The organism is Novosphingobium sp., assembly GCF_049240505.1.
In the GTDB taxonomy this organism is placed as follows: Bacteria; Pseudomonadota; Alphaproteobacteria; order Sphingomonadales; family Sphingomonadaceae; genus Novosphingobium.
Window position 1 is genome coordinate 1 of the sequence record NZ_JBMLSM010000228.1, and the last position, 25,400, is coordinate 25,400.

General features: G+C 59.7%; 26 protein-coding genes and 1 pseudogene. 17 read left to right on the forward strand and 10 right to left on the reverse strand.

The features are described 5' to 3' along the window. Positions 1-119 precede the first annotated feature (119 nt). Positions 120-1,166: a rod shape-determining protein gene (locus ACOVQ0_RS19015; RefSeq protein ID WP_421888250.1), complete on the reverse strand. Its 1,047-nt coding sequence runs from the start codon at positions 1,164-1,166 to the stop codon at positions 120-122. Between the two features lie 189 nt (positions 1,167-1,355). On the opposite strand from ACOVQ0_RS19015, the gene mutL reads away from it, so the two are divergent. The 3 genes from mutL (at position 1,356) to ACOVQ0_RS19030 (ending at position 4,212) form a co-directional block, all read left to right on the forward strand. Then, entirely contained in the window at positions 1,356-3,158 is a 1,803-nt protein-coding gene (mutL, locus tag ACOVQ0_RS19020) for a DNA mismatch repair endonuclease MutL (RefSeq protein WP_421888252.1), read from the forward strand. Between the two features lies 1 nt (position 3,159). Next, positions 3,160-3,657: a hypothetical protein gene (locus ACOVQ0_RS19025; protein ID WP_421888255.1), complete on the forward strand. Its 498-nt coding sequence runs from the start codon at positions 3,160-3,162 to the stop codon at positions 3,655-3,657. Positions 3,658-3,900: 243 nt separating this feature from the next. Next, positions 3,901-4,212, forward strand: a complete 312-nt coding sequence (locus tag ACOVQ0_RS19030) for an SDR family NAD(P)-dependent oxidoreductase (RefSeq protein ID WP_421888320.1) — start codon at positions 3,901-3,903, stop codon at positions 4,210-4,212. A 10-nt stretch (positions 4,213-4,222) separates the two neighbouring features. On the opposite strand, the gene ACOVQ0_RS19035 is transcribed toward ACOVQ0_RS19030, so the two are convergent. After that, positions 4,223-4,852, reverse strand: a complete 630-nt coding sequence (locus ACOVQ0_RS19035) for a TetR/AcrR family transcriptional regulator (protein ID WP_421888258.1) — start codon at positions 4,850-4,852, stop codon at positions 4,223-4,225. 100 nt (positions 4,853-4,952) lie between these two features. On the opposite strand from ACOVQ0_RS19035, the gene ACOVQ0_RS19040 reads away from it, so the two are divergent. From ACOVQ0_RS19040 to ACOVQ0_RS19065, 6 genes and pseudogenes are all read left to right on the forward strand, one after another. After that, on the forward strand, positions 4,953-5,720 hold the full coding sequence (locus ACOVQ0_RS19040) for an SDR family NAD(P)-dependent oxidoreductase (protein ID WP_421888261.1): 768 nt from the start codon (positions 4,953-4,955) through the stop codon (positions 5,718-5,720). A 144-nt stretch (positions 5,721-5,864) separates the two neighbouring features. After that, a pseudogene (locus ACOVQ0_RS19045) lies at positions 5,865-6,762 on the forward strand (phosphotransferase family protein); the annotation flags it as partial. A gap of 431 nt (positions 6,763-7,193) precedes the next feature. Then, a complete protein-coding gene (locus ACOVQ0_RS19050; RefSeq protein WP_421888264.1) occupies positions 7,194-7,733 on the forward strand; it encodes a helix-turn-helix domain-containing protein in 540 nt (179 codons plus the stop codon). A 111-nt stretch (positions 7,734-7,844) separates the two neighbouring features. Beyond that, positions 7,845-8,258: a hypothetical protein gene (locus ACOVQ0_RS19055; protein WP_421888267.1), complete on the forward strand. Its 414-nt coding sequence runs from the start codon at positions 7,845-7,847 to the stop codon at positions 8,256-8,258. Between the two features lie 23 nt (positions 8,259-8,281). Beyond that, positions 8,282-8,890 (forward strand): winged helix DNA-binding protein, encoded by a 609-nt coding sequence (locus tag ACOVQ0_RS19060; RefSeq protein WP_421888270.1) that lies wholly within the window; start codon positions 8,282-8,284, stop codon positions 8,888-8,890. Next, a complete protein-coding gene (locus ACOVQ0_RS19065; RefSeq protein ID WP_421888273.1) occupies positions 8,887-9,102 on the forward strand; it encodes a hypothetical protein in 216 nt (71 codons plus the stop codon). The genes ACOVQ0_RS19060 and ACOVQ0_RS19065 overlap by 4 nt, the downstream gene beginning before the upstream one ends. Before the next feature lie 16 nt (positions 9,103-9,118). Here the strand turns inward: ACOVQ0_RS19065 and moaB are convergent, their stop codons facing one another. From moaB to ACOVQ0_RS19080, 3 genes are read right to left on the reverse strand one after another with little or no spacing between them, the layout of a single operon-like run. Further along, entirely contained in the window at positions 9,119-9,646 is a 528-nt protein-coding gene (moaB, locus tag ACOVQ0_RS19070) for a molybdenum cofactor biosynthesis protein B (RefSeq protein ID WP_421888276.1), read from the reverse strand. Next, positions 9,636-11,432 carry a lytic transglycosylase domain-containing protein gene (locus ACOVQ0_RS19075; protein WP_421888279.1) on the reverse strand — a complete coding sequence of 599 codons (1,797 nt, stop codon included), beginning with the start codon at positions 11,430-11,432 and terminating at the stop codon, positions 9,636-9,638. Before ACOVQ0_RS19075 ends, moaB begins: the two co-directional genes overlap by 11 nt. After that, positions 11,408-12,187, reverse strand: coding sequence for a uracil-DNA glycosylase family protein (locus tag ACOVQ0_RS19080; RefSeq protein WP_421888281.1), 780 nt, complete (start codon positions 12,185-12,187; stop codon positions 11,408-11,410). Before ACOVQ0_RS19080 ends, ACOVQ0_RS19075 begins: the two co-directional genes overlap by 25 nt. 110 nt (positions 12,188-12,297) lie before the next feature. Here ACOVQ0_RS19080 and ACOVQ0_RS19085 point away from each other — a divergent pair, with 110 nt between their 5' ends. The 7 genes from ACOVQ0_RS19085 to ACOVQ0_RS19115 all read left to right on the forward strand — a co-directional run bounded on the left by ACOVQ0_RS19085 (position 12,298) and on the right by ACOVQ0_RS19115 (position 20,489). Beyond that, positions 12,298-13,947 (forward strand): electron transfer flavoprotein-ubiquinone oxidoreductase, encoded by a 1,650-nt coding sequence (locus ACOVQ0_RS19085; protein WP_421888283.1) that lies wholly within the window; start codon positions 12,298-12,300, stop codon positions 13,945-13,947. Between the two features lie 84 nt (positions 13,948-14,031). Further along, positions 14,032-14,835, forward strand: coding sequence for a 4-(cytidine 5'-diphospho)-2-C-methyl-D-erythritol kinase (locus ACOVQ0_RS19090; protein ID WP_421888285.1), 804 nt, complete (start codon positions 14,032-14,034; stop codon positions 14,833-14,835). Continuing rightward, positions 14,832-15,554: an N-formylglutamate amidohydrolase gene (locus tag ACOVQ0_RS19095; RefSeq protein WP_421888288.1), complete on the forward strand. Its 723-nt coding sequence runs from the start codon at positions 14,832-14,834 to the stop codon at positions 15,552-15,554. The genes ACOVQ0_RS19090 and ACOVQ0_RS19095 overlap by 4 nt, the downstream gene beginning before the upstream one ends. A 133-nt stretch (positions 15,555-15,687) precedes the next feature. After that, a complete protein-coding gene (gene ilvD / locus ACOVQ0_RS19100; protein ID WP_421888291.1) occupies positions 15,688-17,535 on the forward strand; it encodes a dihydroxy-acid dehydratase in 1,848 nt (615 codons plus the stop codon). Next, the gene (locus tag ACOVQ0_RS19105; RefSeq protein ID WP_421888294.1) at positions 17,535-17,894 is read left to right on the forward strand and encodes a hypothetical protein; all 360 of its coding nucleotides are present in this window, start codon (positions 17,535-17,537) and stop codon (positions 17,892-17,894) included. Before ilvD ends, ACOVQ0_RS19105 begins: the two co-directional genes overlap by 1 nt. Next, positions 17,878-19,287 carry an NAD(P)H-hydrate dehydratase gene (locus ACOVQ0_RS19110; protein WP_421888297.1) on the forward strand — a complete coding sequence of 470 codons (1,410 nt, stop codon included), beginning with the start codon at positions 17,878-17,880 and terminating at the stop codon, positions 19,285-19,287. Before ACOVQ0_RS19105 ends, ACOVQ0_RS19110 begins: the two co-directional genes overlap by 17 nt. Continuing rightward, positions 19,284-20,489 carry a class I SAM-dependent RNA methyltransferase gene (locus ACOVQ0_RS19115; protein ID WP_421888300.1) on the forward strand — a complete coding sequence of 402 codons (1,206 nt, stop codon included), beginning with the start codon at positions 19,284-19,286 and terminating at the stop codon, positions 20,487-20,489. The genes ACOVQ0_RS19110 and ACOVQ0_RS19115 overlap by 4 nt, the downstream gene beginning before the upstream one ends. Positions 20,490-20,599: 110 nt before the next feature. Here the strand turns inward: ACOVQ0_RS19115 and ACOVQ0_RS19120 are convergent, their stop codons facing one another. The 5 genes from ACOVQ0_RS19120 to ACOVQ0_RS19140 all read right to left on the reverse strand — a co-directional run bounded on the left by ACOVQ0_RS19120 (position 20,600) and on the right by ACOVQ0_RS19140 (position 24,519). Further along, entirely contained in the window at positions 20,600-21,034 is a 435-nt protein-coding gene (locus tag ACOVQ0_RS19120) for an MAPEG family protein (protein WP_421888303.1), read from the reverse strand. A 30-nt stretch (positions 21,035-21,064) separates the two neighbouring features. Continuing rightward, a complete protein-coding gene (locus tag ACOVQ0_RS19125) occupies positions 21,065-21,496 on the reverse strand; it encodes an MAPEG family protein (protein ID WP_421888306.1) in 432 nt (143 codons plus the stop codon). A gap of 64 nt (positions 21,497-21,560) precedes the next feature. Next, positions 21,561-22,205 (reverse strand): class I SAM-dependent methyltransferase, encoded by a 645-nt coding sequence (locus ACOVQ0_RS19130; protein ID WP_421888309.1) that lies wholly within the window; start codon positions 22,203-22,205, stop codon positions 21,561-21,563. A 1-nt stretch (position 22,206) separates the two neighbouring features. Beyond that, positions 22,207-23,424: a DUF3419 family protein gene (locus tag ACOVQ0_RS19135; RefSeq protein ID WP_421888312.1), complete on the reverse strand. Its 1,218-nt coding sequence runs from the start codon at positions 23,422-23,424 to the stop codon at positions 22,207-22,209. A gap of 105 nt (positions 23,425-23,529) precedes the next feature. After that, positions 23,530-24,519 (reverse strand): threonine ammonia-lyase, encoded by a 990-nt coding sequence (locus ACOVQ0_RS19140; protein WP_421888314.1) that lies wholly within the window; start codon positions 24,517-24,519, stop codon positions 23,530-23,532. A 78-nt stretch (positions 24,520-24,597) separates the two neighbouring features. Between ACOVQ0_RS19140 and ACOVQ0_RS19145 the strand changes: the two genes are divergently transcribed. Then, positions 24,598-25,400, forward strand: an 803-nt coding sequence (locus ACOVQ0_RS19145; RefSeq protein WP_421888317.1) for a saccharopine dehydrogenase family protein, incomplete at its 3' end; no start/stop codon positions are given.

Here is a 25,400-nt window from a genome sequence, read left to right on the forward strand (position 1 = left end):
ATCCCGTACTGCGCCCTGCGCGAATAGCCCGGGCGCCGGTCCTGCGACCGCGCCATCCGTTCACCCTTTCAATCCGGCACGACAGGCCGTGCCGCGATGCAACAAATATCCGAACCGCATCACGCGGTCATCAGAACGCCGCGATAGATCGGATCTTCCATCGCCCTGCCAGTGCCAAGAGCGACGCAGGACAGCGGATCTTCGGCCACGCTTACGGGCAGACCGGTTTCCTCGCGCAGATGTTCGTCCAGACCACGGATGAGCGCCCCACCGCCTGTCAGCACGATGCCCTGATCAACGATGTCGGCGGCGAGTTCCGGCGCGGTGTTTTCGAGCGCAATGCGCACGCCTTCGACGATGGCACCGATGGGTTCGGAAAGCGCTTCGGCGATATTTGCCTGCGTGATGGTGATTTCCTTCGGCACGCCGTTCACCAGATCGCGACCCTTGATGTGGATCGTTTCCCCGATGCCGTCCGCCGGAGCGGTGGCAATACCGTAGTCCTTCTTGATACGCTCTGCCGTTGCTTCACCGATCAGCAGGTTATGATGGCGGCGCACGTAGGAAACGATGGCTTCGTCCATCTTGTCGCCACCGACGCGGACCGACGTGGTGTAGGCAAGACCGCGCAGCGAAAGTACGGCAACTTCGGTGGTGCCGCCCCCGATATCGACCACCATCGAGCCGACTGGCTCGGTCACAGGCATGTCCGCACCGATTGCAGCAGCCATCGGTTCGAGAATGAGAAATACCTGGCTGGCACCGGCGTTGCTTGCAGCATCACGGATTGCGCGGCGTTCGACCGATGTCGAGCCAGAGGGGACGCAGATGACGATCTCGGGATAGCGCAGCAGACTTTTCGAGCCGTTCACTTTCTGAATGAAGTGCTTGATCATCGCTTCGGCCACTTCGATGTCGGCAATAACGCCGTCGCGAAGGGGGCGGATCGCCTCGATGGTGTCCGGCGTTTTGCCCATCATCATCTTGGCGTCATCGCCGACAGCCTTGACCTTCTTGATGCCGTTCAGCGTTTCGATCGCGACGACCGAAGGTTCGTTCAGAACGACGCCGCGATCCTGCACGTAGACCAGCGTATTCGCCGTGCCGAGATCGATCGCGATGTTCTGCGAACCAAACTTGAAGAATCGGGAAAAGATCGATGCCATCAGGAAATCCGTGAAAATCTGCGGTTTGGCGCACGGGCACGCGCCAGACCCCTCGAATGTAAGCGCCCGGGAAGGCGGCTTCCTAGCAGGCGATTCGTGCAAAGGACATGGGTTTGTGCCGGTTTGGCTGGATAACTTCACCGCTTTGTCTCGAAATACATCGGGTTCGGCGCTAGGCCTGAAATGGTCATGCGAGTCATCCGCCGTCTTCCTGAAATGCTCATCAACCGCATTGCCGCGGGCGAAGTGGTCGAACGCCCCGCAAGCGCGCTGAAAGAGCTTGTCGAAAACGCCATCGATGCGGGCGCAAACCATGTTTACGTCCGCCTTTCCGAAGGCGGCCTTGCGATGATCGAGGTGACGGACGACGGTTGCGGGATGCGCCCGGATGAAATCGAACTCGCGCTGGAACGCCACGCCACGTCAAAGCTGCCTGACGAAGCGATCGAAATGGTCGAGACGCTGGGTTTCCGCGGCGAAGCGCTGCCGTCGATTGCGTCTGTCGCCCGCGTCACCATCGAATCCCGTCCGCAGGGCGCGTCTGATGGCTGGAAGCGGGTGGTCGATAACGGCGTACTGGTGACGGAAGGTCCCGCGGCCCTTTCGCCCGGAACGCGCGTCAGGGTCGACCAGTTGTTCGAGAAGATTCCGGCCCGCCGCAAGTTCCTGCGCAGTCCGCGCTCGGAATGGGCAGCCGCATCCGATGTCGTGCGCCGTCTTGCGATGGCTCGCCCCGATATCGGTTTCACGCTTGAACACGATGGTCGCCGTGCGCTCAACGTGATGAGTGGTGAGACGCTGGAAGTGCGTGTGGCCCAACTTGTCGCGCGCGAACTGGCGGGCAATTCGGTCGAGGTCGATCTCATGCGGGGCGACTATCATCTGAGCGGCGTCGCGGGGTTGCCCACCTACAATCGCGGCGTGGCGGACCATCAGTATCTGTTCGTCAACGGGCGACCTGTGAAGGATCGACTTTTGATCGGAGCCGTTCGCGGTGCCTATGCCGATATGTTGGCGCGTGATCGCCACGCCGTGCTGGCGCTGTTCCTGCAGGTTCCCGCGAGCGAGGTTGACGTCAACGTTCATCCGGCCAAATCTGAAGTGCGCTTTCGCGATCCGGCACTGGTACGCGGGATGGTTGTATCCGGCTTGCGCCATGCTCTTTCCAGCGGTGATCAGCGCAGCGCGCAGGCACCATCAGCCAGCGCAATGGCTGCATGGCAGGCCGAACCGATTGCTCCACCGCCAGCGACAATAGCAGCACAAGGCAACATTTTCAGCCAGCACTGGCAGCCGGAACAGCGCGTGTCCGAAGTGGGCCTTGCCTGGCGGGGGTATGAACAGTCAATCATGGCCCAACCGTCCGCCCGCGCCGAGGTCGCGACAGAGCCGGTCGTCGAAGCTGCAAAGCATCCACTGGGCGTTGCACGCGGGCAGGTTTCGAATACCTATATCGTCGCAGAGGCCGAAGACGGCCTTGTCATCGTTGATCAGCATGCCGCGCATGAGCGTCTGGTTCTTGAACGCCTGCGCGCCGCCGGGGCGGGGCAGGGGGCAGCACCATCGCAGGCCCTCCTTATCCCCGAGGTCGTCGAACTGGAGGAGGTGGCTTGCGACAGGCTTGAGGAGGCGGCGGGAAAGCTTGCCGAATTCGGTCTGTCACTGGAACGGTTTGGGCCGAATGCCATGCTCGTCCGTTCTGTTCCCGCAGCCCTTGCCAAAGGTGATCCGGCCAAACTGGTAGCCGATGTGGCAGACGATCTTGCCCAGCACGGCGATGCGTTGCTGCTGGGCGAAAAGCTTGATCTGGTCCTCGCCACGATGGCCTGTCACGGATCGGTTCGCGCCGGGCGAACGCTTTCAGTCGTTGAGATGAACGCGCTGCTGCGGGAGATGGAGGTTACGCCCCGTTCCGGTCAGTGCAACCACGGTCGCCCGACATGGGTGAAACTGGCGCACGGAGATATCGAGAAACTCTTCGGGAGAAAGTGATATGTCAGGTCTGTTGCGCATCTCGCTGATTTCGCTTGTCCTTTCCGGTCTTGCAGCCTGTTCCGAAAAGGAGCCGACCGATGCTGAGGCGATTGCGGCAGTTGAAAAAGCGCAGGACGGCAAGCCCCCTGTCCGAAAGATTGAGCCGCAGCCGATCCTCTATCCCGATATTTCCAAGCATAAACTCCACGGCACCGGATGCGCCTTTGTGGCTGACAGCGGCGGCATCGGCGCGGTCCTTCTGGCGCAGGATCAGCGCGGGGTTCTGAAAGTGAATGGAACAGTCCAAATCCTCGCGCCTGATGCAGGATCGGCGAAGCTGCCCAAAGGAAGCTGGTCGCGTTACACCGGTAAGGAATTTGCGCTGACGTTGACGGCTACAGGCCCCATCGAGGCCGTGGGCACAAGCCAGCATTTTGACGGGAAGCTGGTCATTACCGATGCTTTCGAGCGTCCGGTCTACGGTGCGTCCGGCGATGTGCAGTGCAAGGCGATCTGAATGGTTTCTGGCTGAACCGGTTCTGGCTGGAAGGATGTCGGTGGAGCGGACATTGGTCCGCCCCACATCTGATCAGCCCGCAGCCTGCGCCCGCTTGTCGAGCAAGGTCACATAGGCCGGAAGAACCGCGCCGAAAGCCTGAAAGCGCGGGTCAGCAATCCGGGCGCTCGCGTTTTAAGATACGACCGATACAGATTTCGGTCAGACCGTTGCAGCCAATCTGGGGGCAACCTTCCGTTTCTCCTGTGCGCCCCTTCCGCTTCTCGCAGTAGGGGCGCCATCGTCAACATATCTTCCACGGCGGCGCGCTTCCCCACGCCACAGCTGGCCGCCCACAGTGCAAGAAAGGGGGCGATTGAAGGCTTTTCCCGCAGTCTGTCAGCCGAACTTGCGCCACGAGTCCGTGTCAATGCGACAGTTATACGCACCCTTCCGCTACAGCTGCTTGCCGAAGTGGACGAAATTGCCGAGGCGGTGCTCTTTCTCGTATCGCCGCGCGCCGCCGTGATCACGGGGCAAGTGCTCTATGCAAACTGCGGTGGGCATATGGCGTAGGGGCAAAGGTTCAGCGGGGCAGATAGCCCTTGCTCAGCAGGCGGATCATCTGGTCCGCCAGTTTTTCCGGACTCTCATCGCCTTCTGGATCGTGCCAACGGGCTGGCCAATTGAGCGCACCGGCAATCGTGAACGCCAACATCTTTGGATCGCATGGTGCGATTGAGCCATCGGCGATGCCCTGCGCGACCAGATCTCGAATATTGGTGTCGATCTGGCGCTTTAGCTCGCGAAAGCGCGCTCGGCTTTCGGGCACCAAGGCTTCATCGCCCGTGCGAATTACGCAGCGACCGAAATCGTCCATGTTGATCTGGGCATAGCGCGTGAGGAATGCCGCCAGCCTGTCTGCCCCGGTGCCAGTGCCACACCGGACTTCCTCCGCCGCGTCGATCAGTTGACCAAGCCCGATGGTCACACATTCGAGCAGAACCTGATCCTTGTTACCGAGATAGTGATAGATCGTCGGCTTGGAAATGCCGAGCCGGGCCGCGACATCATCGAGCGAGGTCTGGTGAAACCCGCGTTCGTTGAACATCTGCACAGCCGCCCGCAAAACGGCTGCGCGTTTGGCTTCGCGCGTCATGCGCCTCTGATCGGCGGACGGGAAGGGGGATTCCGAAGAGGCGGGAGGCTGTTTCATGTGGTCGGCAGTGTTGACATAAAACGGATCGGCATTCAATCTACTCATGAGTAAGTAATGCTCTTGTGAGTTTTATCGATTCGAGGAAAGCGCGCACATCATGGATATTCAGGGACTTGCCGCAATCGTAACCGGCGGCGCATCGGGGCTGGGGGCCGCAACGGCAGAACTGCTGTCGGCTCGCGGCGCAAAGGTAACATTGTTCGATCTGAACGCTGATCTCGGCAATGCTAAGGCGGCTGAAATCGGTGGACGGTTTGCCGCTGTTAACGTCACCGATGAAGATGTGGTCGCCAACGCCATCGGCGAAGCAGAGGCCGTAAATGGCAAGGCGCGTATTCTGGTGAACTGCGCGGGTATCGGCCCGCCCGCCAAGGTTTTGAACCGGGATGGCAGCCCGCTACCGCTGGCGGACTTTGCCAAGATCATCAACATCAACCTCCTCGGCACATTCAACGTCCTGTCAAAATTCGCGTTGCGCATCCATGATGCCGATCCGCTGAACGACGATGGCGAACGTGGCGTGATCATAAACACCGCCAGCGTCGCTGCTTTCGAAGGTCAGATCGGCCAGCCAGCTTATGCTGCTTCCAAGGGTGGGGTGGTTGGCATGGCGTTGCCGATCGCGCGCGAATTTGCCCGCTACGGCATTCGTGTGAACACCATTGCACCCGGCATTTTCTGGACTCCGCTGCTCGGCTCGTTGCCGCAGGAAGCGCAGGATTCGTTGGGTAAGCAGGTGCCGTTTCCCAGCCGCCTCGGTAAGCCGACGGAATATGCCAAGATGGTCGAAGCCATCGTCACCAATCCTATGGTCAATGCTGAAGTGATCCGCCTTGATGGCGCGATCCGCATGGCACCGAAGTAAGGCCTGCCCGAATGGCCGGGATTGGAATGGGCGCGGCGCGTGATCTTGCAAACAAGGTTGAAACCTTCGTGCGCGAAGTCGTCGTGCCCTATGAGCGGGACTTGCGCAGGGATCATCACGGCATCCCGGGGCGGTGGAGTGGCCAAGTCCAACCCCACCTATCGGTTGACCACGCCCGCTGCGCGCTAAGTTTCGCGTCGCAAGCCGCCTGGCCCTTTGCTGAAAGGTGCGCACGATGCGCTGCGCGGGGCGCGGGTGCAGCAGGGTCTGGCCGGGACCGATGTTCCCGTTGCGCGCATTTTCGCGGTTTGCGAGGACGAAGGCGTGATCGGTAGTCCGTTCCATGTGACGGACATGGTAGAAGGCCGGGTGTTCTGGGATGCCAACTTCAGCGAAATGCCGAAGGGTCAGCGTTCGGCCTACTCCGGGTCATGGCTGCGCTGCACTCTGTAGACTACAGGGCAGCGGGTCTCGGCGATTATGGCCGACCCGGTAATTATTTTGCCAGACAGATCGCCCGCTGGTCGCAGGAATACCTCGATGATGATCTTGCCGGTCATCTTCCTGATATGGCTGCCCTGTTAGCATGGTTGCCCGATGCAATCCCGGCAGGCGGCGAAACATGCATCGTTCATGGCGACTATTGCTGCGACAACATGATCTTTCATCCCACGCAGCCGCGTGTTCTGGCCGTACTGTATTGGAAGTTGTCCACGCTTGACCACCCGCTGGCAGACTTTGCTTACCACGCAATGATGTACCGGATGCCCGGCGATATCGTAGCTAGGTTGGGCGACCGCAACTGCGTCTGCCCACCGAAGCGGACTATATCGCCACCTATTGCGCCCGAACTGGGTGGAACCGCATCGCGGATTGGGCCTTCTATCTCGCCTTCAACTTTTTCTGACTGGCGGCGATCTTTCATGGCATCAAAGGTCGTGCTTTACGCGGCACCGCGAGCAACGCTCAAGCCAAAGAGCGCGCGGAAGCTTTGCCTCGGCTTGCTGCGCTGGCGCGAGAGGTGATGGAGAATGATCAGTAAGTCCGTTCAGGCGCTTAGTTTGGAAATTGACTTTCTCCTTTGATCCTTTGTGTTCGTGATTGCGGCGGCATGGCTCTCTTTTCTGGCGCTGCCCAAAATCGACTCCATCACTACGGCGCAATCTGATCTGGCTCCAGGATCCTGATCAGATGCCAACGTTGCGAACATTTTTGTCAGTTGGTGGATTTTGATCCGCATCCGCGCGTTTAATGGCGCGGATCGCTAAGTTGCGTCCAAACCGGGTTAATGAACAATAGAATCGGAGCTAGATATATACGAAAGTATGATCAGCCCTGTCAGGTTTTGGCAATGGCGAGTTGAATGGCTTTGTGTGACGTGCGTTCAGTGCGCGCAACATGCACCATTCTGGCGTGATTTGGCTCACGTTTATACATTCCCATAAATCGTTTCAATTTGGAGTTATTGTGCCCGTGACCAATACATATACGGATAACCCTGTATTGGCAGACCTGTCATCGAAGCAGCGTGAGGTGCTCGACTTGGTTGTGGATCGCCGCACAAACAAGGAAATATCGGTGATTCTCGGCATTTCCCCTTCTGCTGTGGAGCAGCGACTGCAATCGGTCAGGCGGAAATTTGACGTTCAGGGGCGAGCTGATCTTGCAAGAGCCTACCTGCGCTTTGTTAATGCCTGTGAGAATCTAACAGGAGAGGAAAAGCAGGTTTCTGAAGGTGCTGATTTATCTACCTTTGTGGAAGAGCGATTTGGCGGTGTTGGTAGTCACGCCAGCGAAGGCACAGAGATGGGCGCAGGGTGGCAATCAGGCGGTTCGGTAAACGGCGGAGCAAAGGAGAGCGCGGTGCAGCGAATGGTACATCGGCAGCCGGTTCTTGATCGGCTTGATGCTGCTGCAGGGCTGAGCGGGCGGCTTGCTGCGATAGCGACAACTGCTGCAGCTTTCGCATTCCTGGTGGTGCTTATGACCAGCGCTTCTCAAGCAATGAATTGAATTTCATATAATGCAGAATTTTTGGCCAAAATATTCTTTAAATCTTTGCCGATAAGCCGACAAAGAAATCACGATGCTATATTTTAATTGGAAAAGTCGAGAATTTCACGCATGGAAGTTTTTCCCTATATTGTGATGTTCTTGATTATATTAATTGGGGCGTCGTGCATAATTTTTGGACAAAAAGCGGAAAGGTATGCAGGAATAGTTATTCTTGTGACTATCACGGCGGAAATTATTCTATTTTCTATATTTTGGGATGGTATAATAAAAAAAGATTTGTCATATGTGGTATTGGATTTAATAAGATTTTCTGCTTTTTTTACAATTTCTCTGAAATCGGTAAAAATTTGGCCAACTTTTTGCTCAGGTATACTACTTGTGATGTTGTTTTCTTCAATATTTAAAAATTTCAATTTTCATATTGGGGTTTTTGGTGAGGAAGGTCTTCGAGTTTATTGTAGTATTGCTGTGTATTCTGCGGTTTCTATTGGTCTTATGCGAAACAATATTGTTCGGCGGTAGCCAGGGGCAGGGGAAATCTAGAAGTGCAGCGTGCTGCTGTTCGCAACAGCACATCTTTCGAGCAGAATCATTTGGAAGTGACCGTCATGCAAAATCACATCAGGGCAGGTGAACTTTCACGTTTGAAGGATGCGGTCGGCCAGATTTTCCGGCTTTCCGAAGCCTTAGCCCCACTTAAGGACGCAGGAACAGACGGTTTGCTCTCGTTGTATGACGAGTGGCAGTCAGGCTCTGGCGATCCAACCCTTTCCTTAGCACGTCGAATCTATGATTTCCGTCAGAAGCGCGAACGATATTTCCCTGTTGATCTGTTTGCCGAGCCGGCTTGGGACATCCTTCTCGATCTCTATATTTTCAGATTGGAAGGCCGTCGTGCCACAGTGAAAAGCGTATGTATCGCATCGGGCGTTCCGCAGACAACAGCCCTTCGCTGGATCAACTTGTTGATCGAGAAGGAACTGCTTGAACGAACCCCAGACGAACACGACAACCGTGTCCGGTGCATATCACTGTCGGACACCGGATATCATGCGATTAGGGCCATGCTTCTAGCCGCTCTTGGCAAATCCGGCGGAACGTCCGGGGATGCCGTCCAGCCGAATGCGCGCACAGCAGCTGGAGGCGCGCGATGATCGATGATATTGTAGAGGCAAGCCAGCGCTCAGTCGCAAAGATTGATGATTTGAAGGGGAAGCCGGGGCCGAGTGCAGGCAAACCCATATTGCCCGAGATCATTGTACGTAGGGAATGGCTTCCCGCCAAAGCAGCTTTATCGTTTGAGGCGTTTTTTCTTGTCACGATTGTAACACTGGCAATCAGTCAGGCGGTTTGGGCTGTCGTCTGAGGCGATCTGCCTGTGACTATTGCTCCAACAAGCGAGGCATAAGTTCCACGAAGTTGCAGGGCCGGTTGCGGCTGTCGAGTTGCTCGTCAAGGATGCCGTCCCAGCCGTCTTTCACCGCCCCGTTGGATCCCGGCAAGGCGAAGACATAGGTGCCCCGTGCAACCACGGCGCAGGCGCGAGATTGGATGGTGCTGGTGCCGATCGTCTTGTAGCTGAGCCAGCGAAACAACTCGCCAAACCCTGGAATGTCGCGGGTTTTGACACGGTTCAGTGCTTCTGGCGTTACATCACGACCTGTCAGGCCAGTGCCACCGGTGATGACCACGGCGTCTACCGTCCGATCATCAATCCAGTTGTTCAGGCGGCTGGCAATGCGATCAGCATCGTCCTTTTCAATCGCGCGAGCAACAAGACGATGGCCCTTTGTCTTGATACGATCCGCCAGAATATCCCCTGACGTATCCTCGTTCGGGCCGCGCGTGTCAGAAACGGTGAGCAGGGCGATGTTGATAGGCTTGAATTCGCGCGAAGTATCAATTGCCACGCGATGCGATCCTTACGTTGTCGGAGCCTGCGAGGCCGGGGAATTTAGGCCAGAGGCCTTGGACCAATCCGATGCGGCTTTCTGACGGACCCCCCGCCTGCCGTTCGTACATCCAGTAGTTGCGCATCACGATGGCAACATAGCCGCGCGTTTCCCAGTAGGGGATCGATTCCATCCAGAGCAACGGGTCGTTGCCGCCGCGAATTTCGGTGTTCCAACGCGATATCGGCAATGGCCCTGCGTTGTAGGCGGCCATGACCTTGGGCAGCAGTCCCTGCGTTGCATCACTGTCGCGCAGGTGCTGAAGATACTGCTGGCCGAAAGCAAGATTCACGTCAGGCAGATCGAGCTGCTTGTCACGCCCTGCCATTGCAGGTTCCACTTTGGCCATGTCGCGCGCGGTGCCTGGGCGCAATTGCATCAGCCCTTTCGCACCCGCGGGACTGGTGACCGATGTGCGGAAATTTGACTCCTGCAGGGAATGCGCAAAGAGCAGCGCAGGATCGACTTTCCAGCCGGTTGCCGGTGTCCATTTCGGCGCGGGGAACCGGGCGGCCTCGTCCGGCCTTGCGCCCGATGGCGCGTTGTAAGCCATCCACAACTGCGTGGAGGGCAGGCCGAGATCACGTGCAAGGCGTGAAAGCGGGGCGTATTGCCCGGGGTCACCGATGCGCGCCTGATGGCGCAGAATTTCATCGGCCAGTCCGTCTTCACCGATCTCGGCAAGCTGTACGGCGGTACGGATATTGGGCACATCGCGCAGGCCTTGCCAGTCACCTTGCGAGAAATCGGGCGCTGCAGGCGGCTGACTTTCACGCATACCCAGCGCTTCTGCCGCCATCATGCCGTAAAGCGTATCGCGGAACCGGGCAGCACTGCGCAGAGTGCTGGAAACCTTTTCGGGCTTGCGGCAGCGTGTCCATGCACGGCTTGCCCAATAGTGTGCTGCGGACGCCAGTTCGTCGTTATGTGCCGAACCTGCTGACCGTTCGAATGCTTCCGCCGCGGAAACGCAATCACCCATGCGCCAGCTGGCAAGGCCTGCCGTCCAGAAGGCTTCGGAAACCCAAGGGCCGCTACCTTCGGCGGCTGTCAGCGAGATTGCACGTGCGGAGGCATCGTCATTCTCGATATAGAAAGCCCAGCCGATCTTCTGCCGCCACTCTGCGCGGGCTTCAGGCGAAAGCGTGGCATCCACGCCATCCAGCAGCAACCTTGCGCCCACGGGGTCATCAAATTTGATGCGTTCCTGTATCGCGTTCGAAACGCTTTCAGGCATCGTGCCGTCATAGATCGAGCGCGGGCGGATGCGCTTCGACACGCTGGGCAGCGACACAAAGCGTTGCGCCGGTGGAAGTGCAGGAAGTTCCGTCGCTCCGCGCTTCAGCGCCAGACGGCCAAGCTGTTCGGCCCAAGGCAAATCGGGCGAGCGCACCAGTACATCGGTAATCGGCGCCAATTCCGCGCGTGGCGATGTAGCGGCAAGCATATACTGTGCGCGCGCTACCGTATGCAGCGGCCCATCATTGCGCTGGGCGAAGAGGCTTTGAACCTTGGTCCAGTCTTCCTGCTCGATCGCGGAAAACACTGCCTTATAGTAGTTTCGGTCCTCGGCGCTCAGCAGCGTCGGCACTGCCGTGCGCGCCGCGCGGCCTCGGAAATAATCCACAGCAGCGCTGTTAGCCTGTGCCGGAACCGCCGAGAGTGCGCAGCCGGAAACCGCTAACGCGATCAGCGTCGTCTTCGTCGCGCGCGCGAGTTTCAAAACGTATCGGTCCCCGTCCATTCGAGCCACCTGCTCCACAACGCTGCCTTGAGGGCAGGGCGGGCCAGCATGGCTTCAAGATCCCACGCCGGCATGGCGGCGATAGGTGAACTGTCTTGATTAATTGCGCGTAAACTTTGAGCCAAATTCGGTGGATCGTGTCCGAGAAGCGCTGAAATGCTTGAAGTGCCAAGGATCAACAAACGCTTGGGCGCGGCCAGCGCGATGTGATGAACCAGAACTTCGCCTAGCCCTGCAGCCCGCAACGCCTGCCAATCGGGCATGGGCACATGTGCAGGGAGGGCGGAGCCGATGTAGACTTGCGCCCGATCCAAACCGATCGTGCCAAGGATGGCATCTAGAAGGCGCCCTGCTCGTCCACTCAGGAGAGCGTTGCCATCGTCAGCGGCCGGCATCGGAACCAATACCATGAGGTCCGCTCTGGCACCACCCAAGGGCGGCAGGCGCCGAAGCCCTGTCGGCGAAAGTGCTTCTTCATCAAGCCACCATTGCGCGAAGGTATCCAGCGATTGTGGCCATGCAGCGCGATCGCCAACTTTGGGCATCTGTGGTGATTCGCTGCGTTCCGCCGCCAGTTCGCGCAAGGGCTTGAGCGGAACTGCCGGTGCCGCATCAGGAATACCGCGTGCATCGGCCAACCAATCCTGCGGATCGTCAACGAAGGCATGGTCCACCCCCGCATCGCGCCACCAATCCAGCGCAGCCGCAACAGCGCTGCTCCAATCGGCATTTTGCGAGGTAGCGGTATCGGGCAACCTGTACTTCCTTCCAGTCCAATTTGCGGTCTTGACCTTGCCGGTGGCCTCTTTCAAGGCTCAATCGGAAATCAATCACGCAATTAGTCGAAGTCGGGAGTGAGTGAGGCATGAGCGAACGGGAATCGATGCCGTATGACGTCGTCATCGTCGGCGGCGGTCCGGCGGGGTTGGCTGCCTCGATCCGGCTGAAACAGGTCAATCCCGAGATTTCGGTCTGCGTCCTTGAAAAAGGATCCGAAGTCGGCGCACATATCCTTTCGGGTGCCGTGATCGATCCGAAGGCACTGGACGAACTTCTGCCAGATTGGCGCACGATGGGCTGTCCGATGGCCGAAGTTCCGGTGACCGACAACTGGCATTGGGTGCTGTCCAAATCCGGCAAGATGAGCGTCCCGCACTGGCCGATGCCTCCGTTCATGTCGAACGATGGCAATTACACCGGATCGCTGGGCAACCTTTGCCGCTGGCTGGCCGAACAGGCTATGGAACTGGGTGTCGAAATCTTCCCCGGCTTCCCCGCCGCCGAAGTGCTGTTCGATGAAAATGGCGCGGTCATGGGCGTTGCCACAGGTGACATGGGTGTCGGCCGCGATGGCGAGAAGAAGCCTGACTATCAGCCCGGTATGGAACTCCACGCCAAATATACCCTCTTTGCCGAGGGTGCGCGCGGTCATCTGACCAAGCGGTTGAAGGCGCACTTCGATCTGGAGCGCGACTGCGAGCCGCAGGTCTATGGCATTGGCATCAAGGAACTGTGGGACATCGATCCCGAAAAGCACGTTCCGGGCCGCGTCATCCACACGCAAGGCTGGCCTCTCTCGGAATCCAATTCGTGGGGCGGCGGGTTCCTCTATCATCAGGCCAACAATCAGGTCGCGCTGGGCTTCGTCACCGCGCTCGATTACGCAAACCCCTATGTCTATCCTTTCGAGGAATTCCAGCGCTGGAAGCAGCACCCGGAAATCCGCGCGATTCTGGAAGGCGGACGCCGCGTTTCCTATGGCGCGCGCGCCATCAATGAAGGTGGCTGGCAGTCCGTGCCGCGCCTTTCGTTCCCCGGCGGCGCGCTGATCGGCTGTTCGGCAGGCTTCGTCAACGTGCCGCGCATCAAGGGCAGCCACACCGCGATGAAAAGCGGAATGCTGGCCGCTGATGCCATTGTCGTGGCCATCGCAGCCGGTCGCGAAAAGGACGATATGGTCGAATATGACACGTCTGTCCGCGAAAGCTGGATCGCCAAGGAACTCAAGAAGGTCCAGAACGCGCAGCCTCTTGTCGCCAAGTTCGGCGGTGAACTGGGCACAGTGCTGGCCGGCGCCGACATGTGGCTTCGTACCATCGGCGGGTTCGGTCTGTGGAAGCCGATGAAGCATCACAAGGATGCCGAAGCCACGCAGCGCGCCGATCTTTACAAGCCGATTACCTATCCCAAGCCTGATGGCGTGATCACGTTCGATCGCCTGACGAGCGTTTCGTTCTCCTACACCAACCACGAGGAGGACCAGCCATGCCATCTTGTGCTGAAGGATCCGAGCGTGCCGACACGCATCAACCTGCCAATCTATGCAGGGCCTGAGCAGCGCTACTGCCCGGCGGGCGTCTATGAATACGTCGGCGTCGAGGAAGGCAATCCGCGCCTGCAGATCAACGCCCAGAACTGCGTTCACTGCAAGACCTGCGACATCAAGGACATGACCCAGAACATCGAATGGGTCACGCCTGAAGGTGGTGGCGGGCCGAACTACCCGAACATGTAAGAGAGCGTTTCTTCCCGGCACCGGGAGGGGGAAGACAAAGCGCCGGGGGTTGCCTCGGCGCTTTCGTCGTTTCAGAGGGATGCAATGACTTTGCGCGAAACTGCTTACGCCAAGATCAATCTCGCCTTGCACGTCCGTCGTCGCAGGGATGATGGATATCACGAACTCGAAACGTTGTTTGCGTTCGTGGATTCGGGGGACAAGCTTGTGGCGCATCCGGCGCAGCACGATTCTCTGCGTGTGATCGGTGAATTCGGCGGCGCGCTTGATGACCCATTCGGCAATATCGTTGCAAAGGCGTTGAACGTCCTTCCTCATGGCAACGGCTGGGATGTGACGCTCGAAAAGAACCTGCCGGTTGCTGCCGGGCTGGGCGGTGGTTCGGCTGATGCGGGGGCGGTGTTCCGCATGGTCAGGCAGTCGCACGGCCTACCCGATGATTGGCATTCGCGCGCGGCGAAGCTCGGTGCGGATGTTCCAGCCTGCGTCGACAGCGTAGCCTGTATAGGTCGTGGGACTGGCACCGAACTGGAACCGATTGCCAACGATCTGGCGGGTGTTCCGGTCCTCTTGGTCAACCCGCGCATCCCGCTAGCCACCGGACCGGTTTTCAAGGCATGGGACCGCAAGGATCCCGGCCCTTTGGAGGGCGCAGACTTGCGGACGATGGCCCTCAATGGCCGTAACGATCTTGAGAGGGCGGCCATCTCGCTCGTGCCGGACATCAAGGGTGTATTGCTGGCTTTGCGGCAAACAGGGTCATGGCTGACGCGGATGTCAGGTTCGGGCGCGACGTGCTTTGCGCTTTACGACACAGCGCAGGATCGAGATGCTGCGCAGGCGATGATGTCGCCTTCCTGGTGGACGTTGGCGGGAGCGTTGCGATGAGCGAGGCTTATACTATCATCGGCTCGCCGCGCTTTGGCGGCATTCTGGTCGTGTCCGATCACGCCTCGAACAGGGTGCCGGAGGACATTGACCTCGGGATCGATGCTGATCTTTTGCGGCAGCACGTAGCCATCGACATTGGTGTTGCAGAAGTGAGCGCGTTGATGGCTCGGCAACCGGGCATTGCGGCGTTTCAGGGTGCTGTCAGCCGCCTTGTGTGTGACTTCAACCGCGACGAAAATCTGCCAACCGTTGTGCCCATTGCCAGCGATGGCCACGCCATTCCCGGCAACGCCTTGGATCACTCAGGCCATCAGGAGCGTCTGGCGCGATTTTTCCGGCCTTATCACGCTGCGTTGGCAGCTCTGCTGGCCGATGTTCCGCAGGCGTTGATACTGTCCCTGCACAGCTTCACCCCCCAACTCGCCTCAAGCCTCGAAAAGCGTCCTTGGCATGTGGGCGTGTTGTACAACGAGGATGATCGTGCGGCACGTATCGCGATTCCGCTGCTTGAGGCTGAGGGGCTTTGCGTGGGTGACCAACAACCCTATTCTGGCAAGCTGCTTAACGCCACGATGAACCGCCATGCCGAGGCGGACGGTCGGCCCTATTTGGGCATTGAAGTTCGTCAGGATCTGATCGACGATGCACGCGGGCAGGCAGTGTGGGCGGAACGCCTTGCGCGCATCGCAAATATGGTTGCGCTGGAAATCAGCTAGGATTTCTGCGGTTTTCAGGCTTGGAACGATACTGGCATAGTTGTAATTAATACCTTCGACACGCGCGGTTTGGGTGGGCTAGGGAACGTTGCCAAGTCGCCCACAAACTGATTCCCTGTCTGGAGTTCCAGCAATGCCCCCCTATCGTTCCCGCACCACCACTCATGGCCGTAACATGGCGGGCGCGCGCGGATTGTGGCGTGCAACGGGCATGACCGACGCGGATTTCGGCAAGCCGATCATCGCCGTGGTGAACTCGTTCACGCAATTCGTGCCGGGCCACGTCCATCTCAAGGACCTGGGCCAGATGGTCGCGCGCGAGATTGAGGCGGCAGGCGGTGTCGCAAAGGAATTCAATACCATCGCCGTCGATGATGGCATCGCGATGGGCCACGACGGGATGCTATATTCGCTTCCCAGCCGCGATCTGATTGCCGACAGCGTGGAATATATGGTCAACGCCCACTGCGCCGATGCAATGGTGTGCATTTCCAACTGCGACAAGATTACGCCGGGTATGCTGATGGCCGCGATGCGCATCAACATTCCTGTTGTTTTTGTTTCCGGCGGACCGATGGAAGCGGGCAAGGTCGTGCTTAAGGGCAAGGAACACGCGCTTGATCTGGTCGATGCGATGGTTGCCGCTGCGGACGACACGCTGACCGACGAGGAAGTAAACGCGATTGAGCGTTCCGCTTGCCCAACCTGCGGATCGTGCAGCGGCATGTTCACGGCCAACTCGATGAACTGCCTGACCGAAGCTTTGGGCCTTTCGCTGCCCGGCAACGGTTCGACGCTTGCCACGCACGCAGACCGCCAGCGCCTGTTCCTCGAAGCAGGGCGCCTGGCCGTCGATCTGTGTAAGCGGTATTACGAAGAGGATGACGCCAGCGTCCTGCCGCGTTCTATCGCTACGTTCGATGCGTTCGAAAACGCCATGTGTCTCGATATCGCGATGGGCGGGTCGACAAATACGGTGCTGCACCTTTTGGCCGCCGCGCACGAAGCGGGTGTGAACTTCACCATGACCGATATCGATCGGTTGAGCCGCCGGGTGCCCTGCTTGTCGAAAGTTGCGCCTGCAAAGGCTGACGTTCACATGGAAGACGTCCACCGTGCAGGCGGTATTTACGCCATCCTTGGCGAACTGGATCGCGCCGGGTTGATCCACACGCACCTGCCGACCGTTCACAGCCGCACGCTGGCCGAAGCGCTGGACCGGTGGGACGTGAAGCGGACCAACTCCGCCAGCGTGCAGGACTTCTTCCGCGCCGCGCCGGGCGGTGTGCCCACGCAAGTCGCCTTTAGCCAGAGCCGTCGTTGGGACGAACTCGATCTTGATCGCGAGAACGGGGTGATCCGTTCGGCAGACCATGCTTTTAGCAAGGATGGCGGCCTCGCGGTGCTGTTCGGCAACATCGCGCGTGATGGTTGCATCGTGAAGACGGCGGGTGTTGATGACAAGATTCTGAAATTCAACGGCCCGGCCAAGGTTTTTGAAAGCCAGGACGCTGCTGTCACCGCAATCCTCACCGGGCAGATCGTTGAAGGGGATGTTGTCGTTATTCGCTACGAAGGGCCGAAGGGCGGGCCGGGAATGCAGGAAATGCTCTATCCCACGAGCTACCTGAAATCGAAGGGCCTTGGTGCGGCGTGCGCGCTTCTCACCGATGGGCGCTTCTCCGGCGGCACGTCTGGCCTCTCCATCGGTCACGTTTCGCCAGAAGCCGCGCAGGGCGGCGAGATCGGGTTGGTCGAAAACGGCGACATGATCGAGATCGACATTCCCAACCGCACCATCAACCTCGCCGTATCCGAGGATGTACTGGCTGAACGACGGACTGCACAGGAAGCCAAGGGTTGGAAGCCAGCAGAACCGCGTCCCCGTCAGATTTCAAGCGCGCTCAAGGCTTATGCCGCGATGACGACCAGCGCGGCGCGCGGTGCCGTGCGCGATATCTCGCAGATCGGAGCAGAGTGATGCGCTCGCGGCTTTTTCTGATGCTTGCAGGCTGCACGGTTCTGTCCGCCTGCTGGCAGAATGAGGAAAAGCCGCAGGGCCGGGTGATCGACTGTGCACTGGCCGGCGCGGCCAAGTTCGTGCCGGATTGCTTTGCGCAGGATTCGCGCAGCGGTGATCAGCGTTTTCTGACCGTCCGCCATAAAGACGGGGCATTCCGTCGCTTCCAGATGGTCGATGACGGACGCGGCGTGATCGCCGCAGATGGTGCGGACGAAGCCAGCGCCAAATGGACCGCCGAGGGCGTGCTGGAAGTGGCCGTGGCGGGCGATCGCTATCGGTTTCCCGCGCGGATGAAAGCTGATGCTCCGCAGCCGTGAAAGTATCCTGAAGCAAGTGCTGACCGTTGCGCAAATGCGCGCGGCGGAAGAATATCTGATTGCCGGTGGCAGCAGCGTTGCAGATCTGATGCAGCGCGCCGGGCGAGGCGCAGGCGAATGGGCCCGGCGTATCGCGGCAGGTGGTTCTGTCACCGTGCTGTGCGGTCCCGGCAACAACGGCGGCGATGGCTGGGTCATTGCGGAATACCTGCGCGAACACGGCAACCCGGTCAGCGTTATTGCCGCAAGAGAACCCGCAACAGATGCGGCGCGCAAAGCGCAGGCTTTATACGGGGGCAAGATATTGCCTGCAGACGCGGATGTTTCCGGGGCAGTGCTGGTCGATTGCCTGTTCGGCAGTGGACTGACCCGGCCTTTGCCCCTCGATCTGGCCGCGCTGCTCACGCGCCTTGCCACGCATCATCGCCATGCCATTGCCATCGATGTGCCCAGCGGTGTGGATAGCGATACCGGGCAGTCCCTCAATCCAGCGCTTCCAGCGTATAACATCACCATAGCGCTAGGCGCTTGGAAACACGCGCACTTTGCCATGCCCGCCACCGTTGCGATGGGTGAGCGGCGCTTGGTGGACATCGGCGTTGCACCCATCCCATTCGCAGCGCGCGTGCTTGCGAAGCCCCGGATCACAACACCGCCAGCAGATTCGCACAAATATCGTCGCGGTATGCTTGGCATCGTCGGCGGTGAGATGCCGGGGGCGAGTCTACTTGCTGCACAAGCTGCGCTGCGCGCAGGCGCGGGATATGTGAAACTCGCAGTGCAATCTCCGTTGCAGGGTGCCCCGCCAGAACTGGTTGTAACAGCCGACGCCCAAAGCCTGTTCGATGACGCGCGCGTCAGTGCACTTCTCGTCGGACCGGGCCTCGGTCGCTCTGATGGCGCATCGCGCCAACTGGCCGCCTCGCTACACGCCGGGCGGCCTTGCGTGATCGACGCCGATGCCCTGGTCCTCTTGCGTCCAGAAATGCTTGGCTTTGGCCCGATAGTGCTGACCCCGCACGAGGGTGAGATGGTGGCACTGGAGCGCACCTTTGGCCTTTCAGGCGAAGGTCTGCGGCGTGATCGGGCACTGGCTCTTGCAGCAAAATCCGGCGCGGTCGTCGTGCTCAAAGGCCCTGACAGCCTGATAGCGGGGCCTGAGGGCGAACTGATCCTCGCCCCTGGCGCATCGTCGTGGCTTTCCGTTGCTGGTACGGGTGACGTTCTTGCCGGAACTATCGCAAGCAGGCTTGCAACGCACCGCGATGCCTTGCGCGCGGCGGAGGAAGGCCTATGGCTCCACGCCGAAGCAGCATGGCGCTGCGGCACGGCCTTTACCGCCGGGGAACTGGCTGCCGGTATTCAGGCGGCCTTGAAGGATTGTGTTGAATGAGCGTTTCCGGCCTGATCGTGCGCGTTGCCGCCAAGGGGGAAGGGGCAACCGCAGACGGCAGGTACGCGGTGCTGGCTGCTCCCGGCGATGTGCTGCAGCCTGATGGTTCGCTGGTTCACGGCCCCAATCATGTCGATGCGCCATGCCGCCACTTTCCCACTTGCGGCGGCTGCCAGTTGCAGCACCTGTCGGAAAGCGCATTGGCTGAATATGTCCATGACCGTGTGGTTGGCGCGGCAAAAGGGCAGGGCATTGATGATATTCCCGCAACATCATCACAGCTTTCGCCTCCGCGTTCGCGTCGCCGGGCAACATTGCACGCGCAGGCTATCGGCAAGCGCGTGGTCATCGGCTTTCGCGAGCAGGGATCGCACAAGATTGTCGATATGCGCGAATGCCACGTCCTTGCGCCTGAACTTTTCGCGCTGGTTGCGCCCTTGCGCACATTGCTTGAGGGCTGGGGTGACCGCAAACTGGCGGTGGATATCGAACTTGCGCTGGCCGACCAGGGTGTTTCGCTCGGCCTTAAGGGGCTGACTGCAGAAGGATTGGCAAAAACAGTAGCTCTGCTGGATTTCGCGCGTGATCATGCTCTGGCGCGGCTTACGCTCGACAATGGCTACGGCCCTGAAGGCACGTGGGAGCCGGAACCTGTAACCATCACGCTCGGCGGAACGCCCGTCTCCCTGCCGCCGGGTGCGTTCCTGCAAGCCACCGCCGATGGCGAGGCGGCGCTTGTCAATGCTGCGCGCGAATGGCTGGATGGTGCCGTCACCGTGGCGGATCTTTTTGCGGGCCTCGGCACGTTTGCTTTCGCGCTGGCAGGGCCGAAGACCAAAGTCCTTGCTGTAGAAGCTGCGCGCGATGCCTTTCTTGCCTGCCAAAGCGCTGCACGTATGCAGGGGCGCCCGGTTCATGCGCTGCACCGTGATCTGTTCCGCAACCCCCTGCGGGTTGAGGAACTTGATCGTTTCGCCGCTGTCCTGCTCGATCCGCCCCGCGCCGGGGCGCAGGATCAGGTTGAGCAGATCGCGGCGAGCAAGGTCGCGCGCGTTGCATATGTCAGTTGCAACCCGGCCAGTTGGGCGCGTGATGCTGTAAAGCTGGTTGCGGGTGGTTATCGGCTGGCTGAATTGCGGCCCGTTGGCCAATTCCGCTGGTCGACCCATGTGGAACTGGCGAGCCTGTTCGTGCGCGACTGACGGTGCCACTGCGTCCCCGCGAAGGCGGGGACCTCGGTGTTGTTACAGAATCTTGGCGTTAACCGACTGTGGCCCCCGCCTTTGCGGGGGCGCAGTTCTCTACACAAGTATCAGAACCGAAATACGATCTGGGCTGCGTGGTAAATCAACGCCATCAGTGCGATTGACGACAGCGCAAACAGGACAAAGCGCAGCATCACCTTGTTCACGGTCGCCTGCACGATCGAATGGACAACGCGCAAGCCGACATAAGCCCACGCCACCGTTGTGCTCGTCCCGCCGCCTTGTCCGGCCAGCGCAATGACCAGGCAAACCGCGTAAAACAGCGTCGGCGCTTCATGCAGGTGATTGTAATTGTGCGCCTTCCACTGGATCGACGCGGGCAGGATATCATCCAGCGTCTTGGACGGATCACGAGCCAGGCTGTCGGGATCGAGCTTGGCTGCATTCATCGCCGGAATCCGGGTGGCATACATCCACACCCACATGACCATCGTCCAGATCATGAGCGCGACTGCAGGTTGCAGGATTTTGGCGACTTCCATTGGCACTCTCCCCCGTTAATTTGCAGTTTCCTATCCGTGGCCCAGCGTTGCTCCCAACGCGCGCAGGGCCAAGGCTGAAAGACACAGAGTTGACAGCAGGAACATCATGAAGCGCACTGGCAGTCGGTTTACCGTGGCCTGCCAGATTGAATGAACCACCCGAAGAACGACATAAATCCACGCCAGTGTCACATCCAGCAGGCCCGGCCCCATGATCGCGAGGATGGCGACGGTGGCGTAGAACAGCGTGGGCTGTTCCATCAGATGCGTATAGTTGTGCGCTTTCCAGTTGATCTGATCAGGAAGAACGCCCTCAAGGTCTTGCCCGCGCCCGCCCGGTTTGGCCTTGCCCATCCCGCCAATCTGCTTCAGCGCGGGCAGGCGTGTACCAGCCATCCAGAACAGCATGACGATCGACCACAGCACCAGCACGGCGGCAGGTGTCAGGATTTGCGGCTGCATTGACAGTCTCCCCCTGCAATTGGGGGGAAGACTGCTTGGCATAAGCTAGATTGTCAAATGCAACTTATCGGCGCAGTGTGATGCGCCGGAAATAGCCGTAGCGCCCTCGCAACGTGCGCAAGGCCAGATTCCGCTCTGCGGCGATACCGGAAACCAGTTCACCCAAATCTTCGCGAGGCGAAACATGGAAACGCCGAAGCCAGCCTTGCATCAGCAAGCGTAGCGGGGAGGGCAACCCGCCAAAGTCCCCAAAATCCACGATGTGCAAAGATCCGCCCGGTGCAAGCAGACTTGCGGCATGGGTCAATGTTTCCCGCCATTGCGGGATCATCGAAAGCGCATAGGATATTACCACCCGATCGAAGGTGGCCCGTCCAAACAGCGCTGCAGCATCGAAATCGGTGGCGTCCCCTCGGGCAAGCGTGCAGTTCGTGCCTAGCCGGTTGCGTGCGACCGAAAGCATCTCGTCCGAGATGTCCAACCCGTGCAGTCGTGCCCCTGGCCAGGTGCAGGCGATACGATCAAGATTGCGTCCGGTGCCGCAGCCTATTTCCAGCACGGTCATGCCGGGAGCCGCTTCAAGCCCCGCGATAAGGCCATCACGCCCGAACAGGTAGTATTTGCGCGTTGCATCATAGATGTACTTCTGGCGGCGGTACACCGCGTCCATCAGCGCGCCGTGGGGTGTGGCAGGAGCAATGCTGGCCATGTCAGGCTAATTCATAGAGATGCACGCCGCCATAGATCGACGAACGATCCTGCGCAGTGCATTCGGCAGAAAGCGCCGCGTCATAGCGCCAGTGCGAAAGCAGGGCATCGTTCAACCTGCCGGGAAGCAGGCTGGGTTCGGCGGCGGTGCGGAACAGCACGCGCGCGCCGGCGCGCGCGGTCCGCGTGATCTGCCGCCACAGACCGTTCAACTGTTCGTCGGTCATCCAGTCCTGCGCATCAAGCAGGACATAGCGGTCCAGCGAAGCATCGGGCTGGGCGTTCAGGTGTTCGGTCAGGTTGGCATGGCGCACGTCTACCCTGTCGGCCCGGTCGCGCACGGCTTGCCAGTTCGCGACCTGAAGATAAGGCGGCAGAGGGCAACGATCGCCCCGGCCATAGCCACGGCCGAAAGCCTGCCAGGCAAAATAGTTGTCCTCGACCGGAAAATCGCAGGCCAGTTTGGCAAGTCGGCGACGCAGCACTTCGGCCATCGGCTCGTTCCCGGCCAGCGCATCGAACTGGGCGGGCGGAATGCCAAGGCCGAACAGCGAGGCGGGCTGATCGGTCAGCCAACGTACAAATCGCTTGTCGAAAACCGGTGCCATTTCGCGTTCGAAAACGCGGCGCTGTTCTTCCAGATCGCGTGCATCAAGGATCATTGAAAGATCGATCTTGTAGAGGCGCGCGAGGAGGTGGGCTACGCCGATGAAGTTGCCCAGCAGTCCGCGCTTGTAGATATTGTTCGAAAAGCCGCTGATGCGTCGGCGGCCTGAAAGATCACGACCTTCCCAATAACGGCGCGTCGTTTCGTCAAGGTGCGGCAGTATGTGCGCGCGATAGGCGGCGATGTTCGTGGCGCTGTCCGCCTCGGCAAAGAAGCGACGGAAGTGGGCGTGATCTGGCAGATGGCGCGCGGAAGCCAGTTTCAGCCTGTTCAGCGCGATATGTGCGGTGTTCAGGTCGACTGCGGTGATTGCCGCCGGATTGGCGGTCAAATAGGACAGGACATTGCACCCGCCGCTTGCGATGGCGATGATCCGGCTGTCGGGCCGGATTTGCAGCGCCTTCATGTCAACGTCGGGGTCTTCCCATATCTGCGCATAGACCAGGCCGCGAAAGGCCAGTGCAAAGGCATGGTCGAGCATCCGGTTGGCCATGCCCGAACTGCGACGGACGACCGAACGTGTAATCGGATGGGAACGGGCGCGTTCCAGCATATGAATGATCCCCGAAAGAAGTGTTCGGGGAGTGCGACTAGAACGTGACCATTGCGGCCTTGTGGCAGTTGGGGGCGGATTGTCCGCAACTTGTAAGAAGGACGATCAATCCGCTGAAATGACAGCAGCAAAGCTTGCGGGATCGACATTGCCGCCCGACAGGATAACAGCGGTCCGGCCATCCGCAGTAACTTTGCCAGCCAGCAACGCTGCAAGTGCTGCCGCGCCACCGGGTTCTACCACCAGTCGCAGTTTCGAAAACGCATATCGCTGCGCTGCGCGGACCTCGCTTTCGCTCACGCTTACACCGCGTAATCTGCGTGACGTCATGACCGCGAAGTTGATCGGAAAAGTGGCAGGCGTCTGCAGGGCATCGCACGCCGTGGCCGGGGCACCGGGGCGCACTCGTTCTATCATGCCGGATACCAGGCTCCGCGCCACATCGTCCCAGCCTTCAGGCTCTACCGGTACGATTTCCGCGTCGGGCAGGGCCAGCGCCAGACCGGATGTCAGTCCACCGCCGCCGCACGGCGTTACAACGCGCGTTGGCGGTCCTCCGGCAAGCCGCTCCATCTGCTCTGCCAGTTCCACACCGCTGGTGCCTTGCCCTTCGATCACCCACGGATCGCCATAGGCATGGACCAGCGTCGCACCGCTTTCTGCCGTAAGCTGTGCGGCAAGCGCGTCGCGGTCCTCACCGCCGGGCCGGTCATAAAGCACCACCTCAGCACCCAGCGCGCGGGTCGCGTCCAGTTTCACCGCCGGGGCATCGATTGGCATCACGATCGTTGCGGCAATGCCAAGCCTGCGCGCTGCCCACGCCACGCCCTGCGCATGGTTCCCGCTGGACACAGCAACGACTCCGCGCGCTCTTTCCTCCGTGCTGAGGTCGGTCAGCCGGTGCCACGCGCCGCGAATCTTGAAGGCGCCTACGGGTTGCAGACTCTCCACCTTGCACCACACCGTTTCTCCGCTGGGGAGTTCTAAGGGCAGCAGGGGCGTTTGCGGCAGCAGGACGGCGATCTTCTCAGCCGCGCGCATCACCCCGTCGCGCGTGGGCTTGCGGCTATCAACAGAAGGACTTGGGTTTGTCATGCCACTCCTCTAAAGGCCCTCGCCATGATTGTCCCGCGCATCCTTGGCGTGGGGCGCACAAAGACAGTTGGAGTCATCATGGCAAAAGTTCTCGTCATCGGCGCAGGCGGCGTCGGCTCGGTCGCAGTTCACAAGATGGCGATGAATGCGGATATCTTCACCGGTATCGCGCTGGCCAGCCGCACCAAGAGCAAATGCGATGCTATCGCCGCTTCGGTGAAGGAGCGCACCGGCGTTGCCATCGATACCTATCAGATCGACGCAGACGATGTTGCTGCCACCACCGCGCTGATCAACGAGGTCAAGCCGGTGCTCGTCGTCAACCTCGCGTTGCCCTATCAGGATCTCAACATCATGGACGCCTGCCTGGCCGCTGGCGTCAACTATATGGACACCGCAAACTACGAGCCGATCGACGAGGCAAAGTTCGAATATTCGTGGCAGTGGGCCTATCAGGAGCGCTTCAAGGAAGCTGGCCTGATGGCATTGCTGGGGTCGGGCTTCGATCCCGGCGTGACCAGCGTTTTCGCCACCTGGCTGCGCAAGCACAAGCTGGACACCATCCGCACGCTCGACATCCTCGATTGCAACGGCGGCGATCACGGCCAGCACTTCGCCACCAATTTCAACCCCGAAATCAACATCCGCGAAGTGACAGCACCTGCCCGTCACTACCTGAACGGCGAATGGGTTGAAACGCCTGCTTTGACTATTCGCCAGAACTTCGACTTCGAGCAGGTCGGCCCGAAGAACATGTACCTGATGTATCACGAGGAACTTGAAAGCCTCGCACATCACATTCCCGAAATCGAACGCATCCGCTTCTGGATGACCTTCGGCGATGCCTATATCACGCACCTCACCGTGCTGCAGAACGTGGG

Coding starts and splice junctions, on each gene's coding strand:
- ACOVQ0_RS19015 (WP_421888250.1), bottom strand. CDS start 1,166: ATGGCATCGATCTTTTCCCGATTCTTCAAGTTTGGTTCGCAGAACATC.
- mutL (WP_421888252.1), top strand. CDS start 1,356: ATGCGAGTCATCCGCCGTCTTCCTGAAATGCTCATCAACCGCATTGCC.
- ACOVQ0_RS19025 (WP_421888255.1), top strand. CDS start 3,160: ATGTCAGGTCTGTTGCGCATCTCGCTGATTTCGCTTGTCCTTTCCGGT.
- ACOVQ0_RS19035 (WP_421888258.1), bottom strand. CDS start 4,852: ATGAAACAGCCTCCCGCCTCTTCGGAATCCCCCTTCCCGTCCGCCGAT.
- ACOVQ0_RS19040 (WP_421888261.1), top strand. CDS start 4,953: ATGGATATTCAGGGACTTGCCGCAATCGTAACCGGCGGCGCATCGGGG.
- ACOVQ0_RS19055 (WP_421888267.1), top strand. CDS start 7,845: ATGGAAGTTTTTCCCTATATTGTGATGTTCTTGATTATATTAATTGGG.
- ACOVQ0_RS19065 (WP_421888273.1), top strand. CDS start 8,887: ATGATCGATGATATTGTAGAGGCAAGCCAGCGCTCAGTCGCAAAGATT.
- ACOVQ0_RS19075 (WP_421888279.1), bottom strand. CDS start 11,432: ATGGACGGGGACCGATACGTTTTGAAACTCGCGCGCGCGACGAAGACG.
- ACOVQ0_RS19085 (WP_421888283.1), top strand. CDS start 12,298: ATGAGCGAACGGGAATCGATGCCGTATGACGTCGTCATCGTCGGCGGC.
- ACOVQ0_RS19090 (WP_421888285.1), top strand. CDS start 14,032: ATGACTTTGCGCGAAACTGCTTACGCCAAGATCAATCTCGCCTTGCAC.
- ACOVQ0_RS19095 (WP_421888288.1), top strand. CDS start 14,832: ATGAGCGAGGCTTATACTATCATCGGCTCGCCGCGCTTTGGCGGCATT.
- ilvD (WP_421888291.1), top strand. CDS start 15,688: ATGCCCCCCTATCGTTCCCGCACCACCACTCATGGCCGTAACATGGCG.
- ACOVQ0_RS19105 (WP_421888294.1), top strand. CDS start 17,535: ATGCGCTCGCGGCTTTTTCTGATGCTTGCAGGCTGCACGGTTCTGTCC.
- ACOVQ0_RS19110 (WP_421888297.1), top strand. CDS start 17,878: ATGCTCCGCAGCCGTGAAAGTATCCTGAAGCAAGTGCTGACCGTTGCG.
- ACOVQ0_RS19115 (WP_421888300.1), top strand. CDS start 19,284: ATGAGCGTTTCCGGCCTGATCGTGCGCGTTGCCGCCAAGGGGGAAGGG.
- ACOVQ0_RS19120 (WP_421888303.1), bottom strand. CDS start 21,034: ATGGAAGTCGCCAAAATCCTGCAACCTGCAGTCGCGCTCATGATCTGG.
- ACOVQ0_RS19125 (WP_421888306.1), bottom strand. CDS start 21,496: ATGCAGCCGCAAATCCTGACACCTGCCGCCGTGCTGGTGCTGTGGTCG.
- ACOVQ0_RS19130 (WP_421888309.1), bottom strand. CDS start 22,205: ATGGCCAGCATTGCTCCTGCCACACCCCACGGCGCGCTGATGGACGCG.
- ACOVQ0_RS19135 (WP_421888312.1), bottom strand. CDS start 23,424: ATGCTGGAACGCGCCCGTTCCCATCCGATTACACGTTCGGTCGTCCGT.
- ACOVQ0_RS19140 (WP_421888314.1), bottom strand. CDS start 24,519: ATGACAAACCCAAGTCCTTCTGTTGATAGCCGCAAGCCCACGCGCGAC.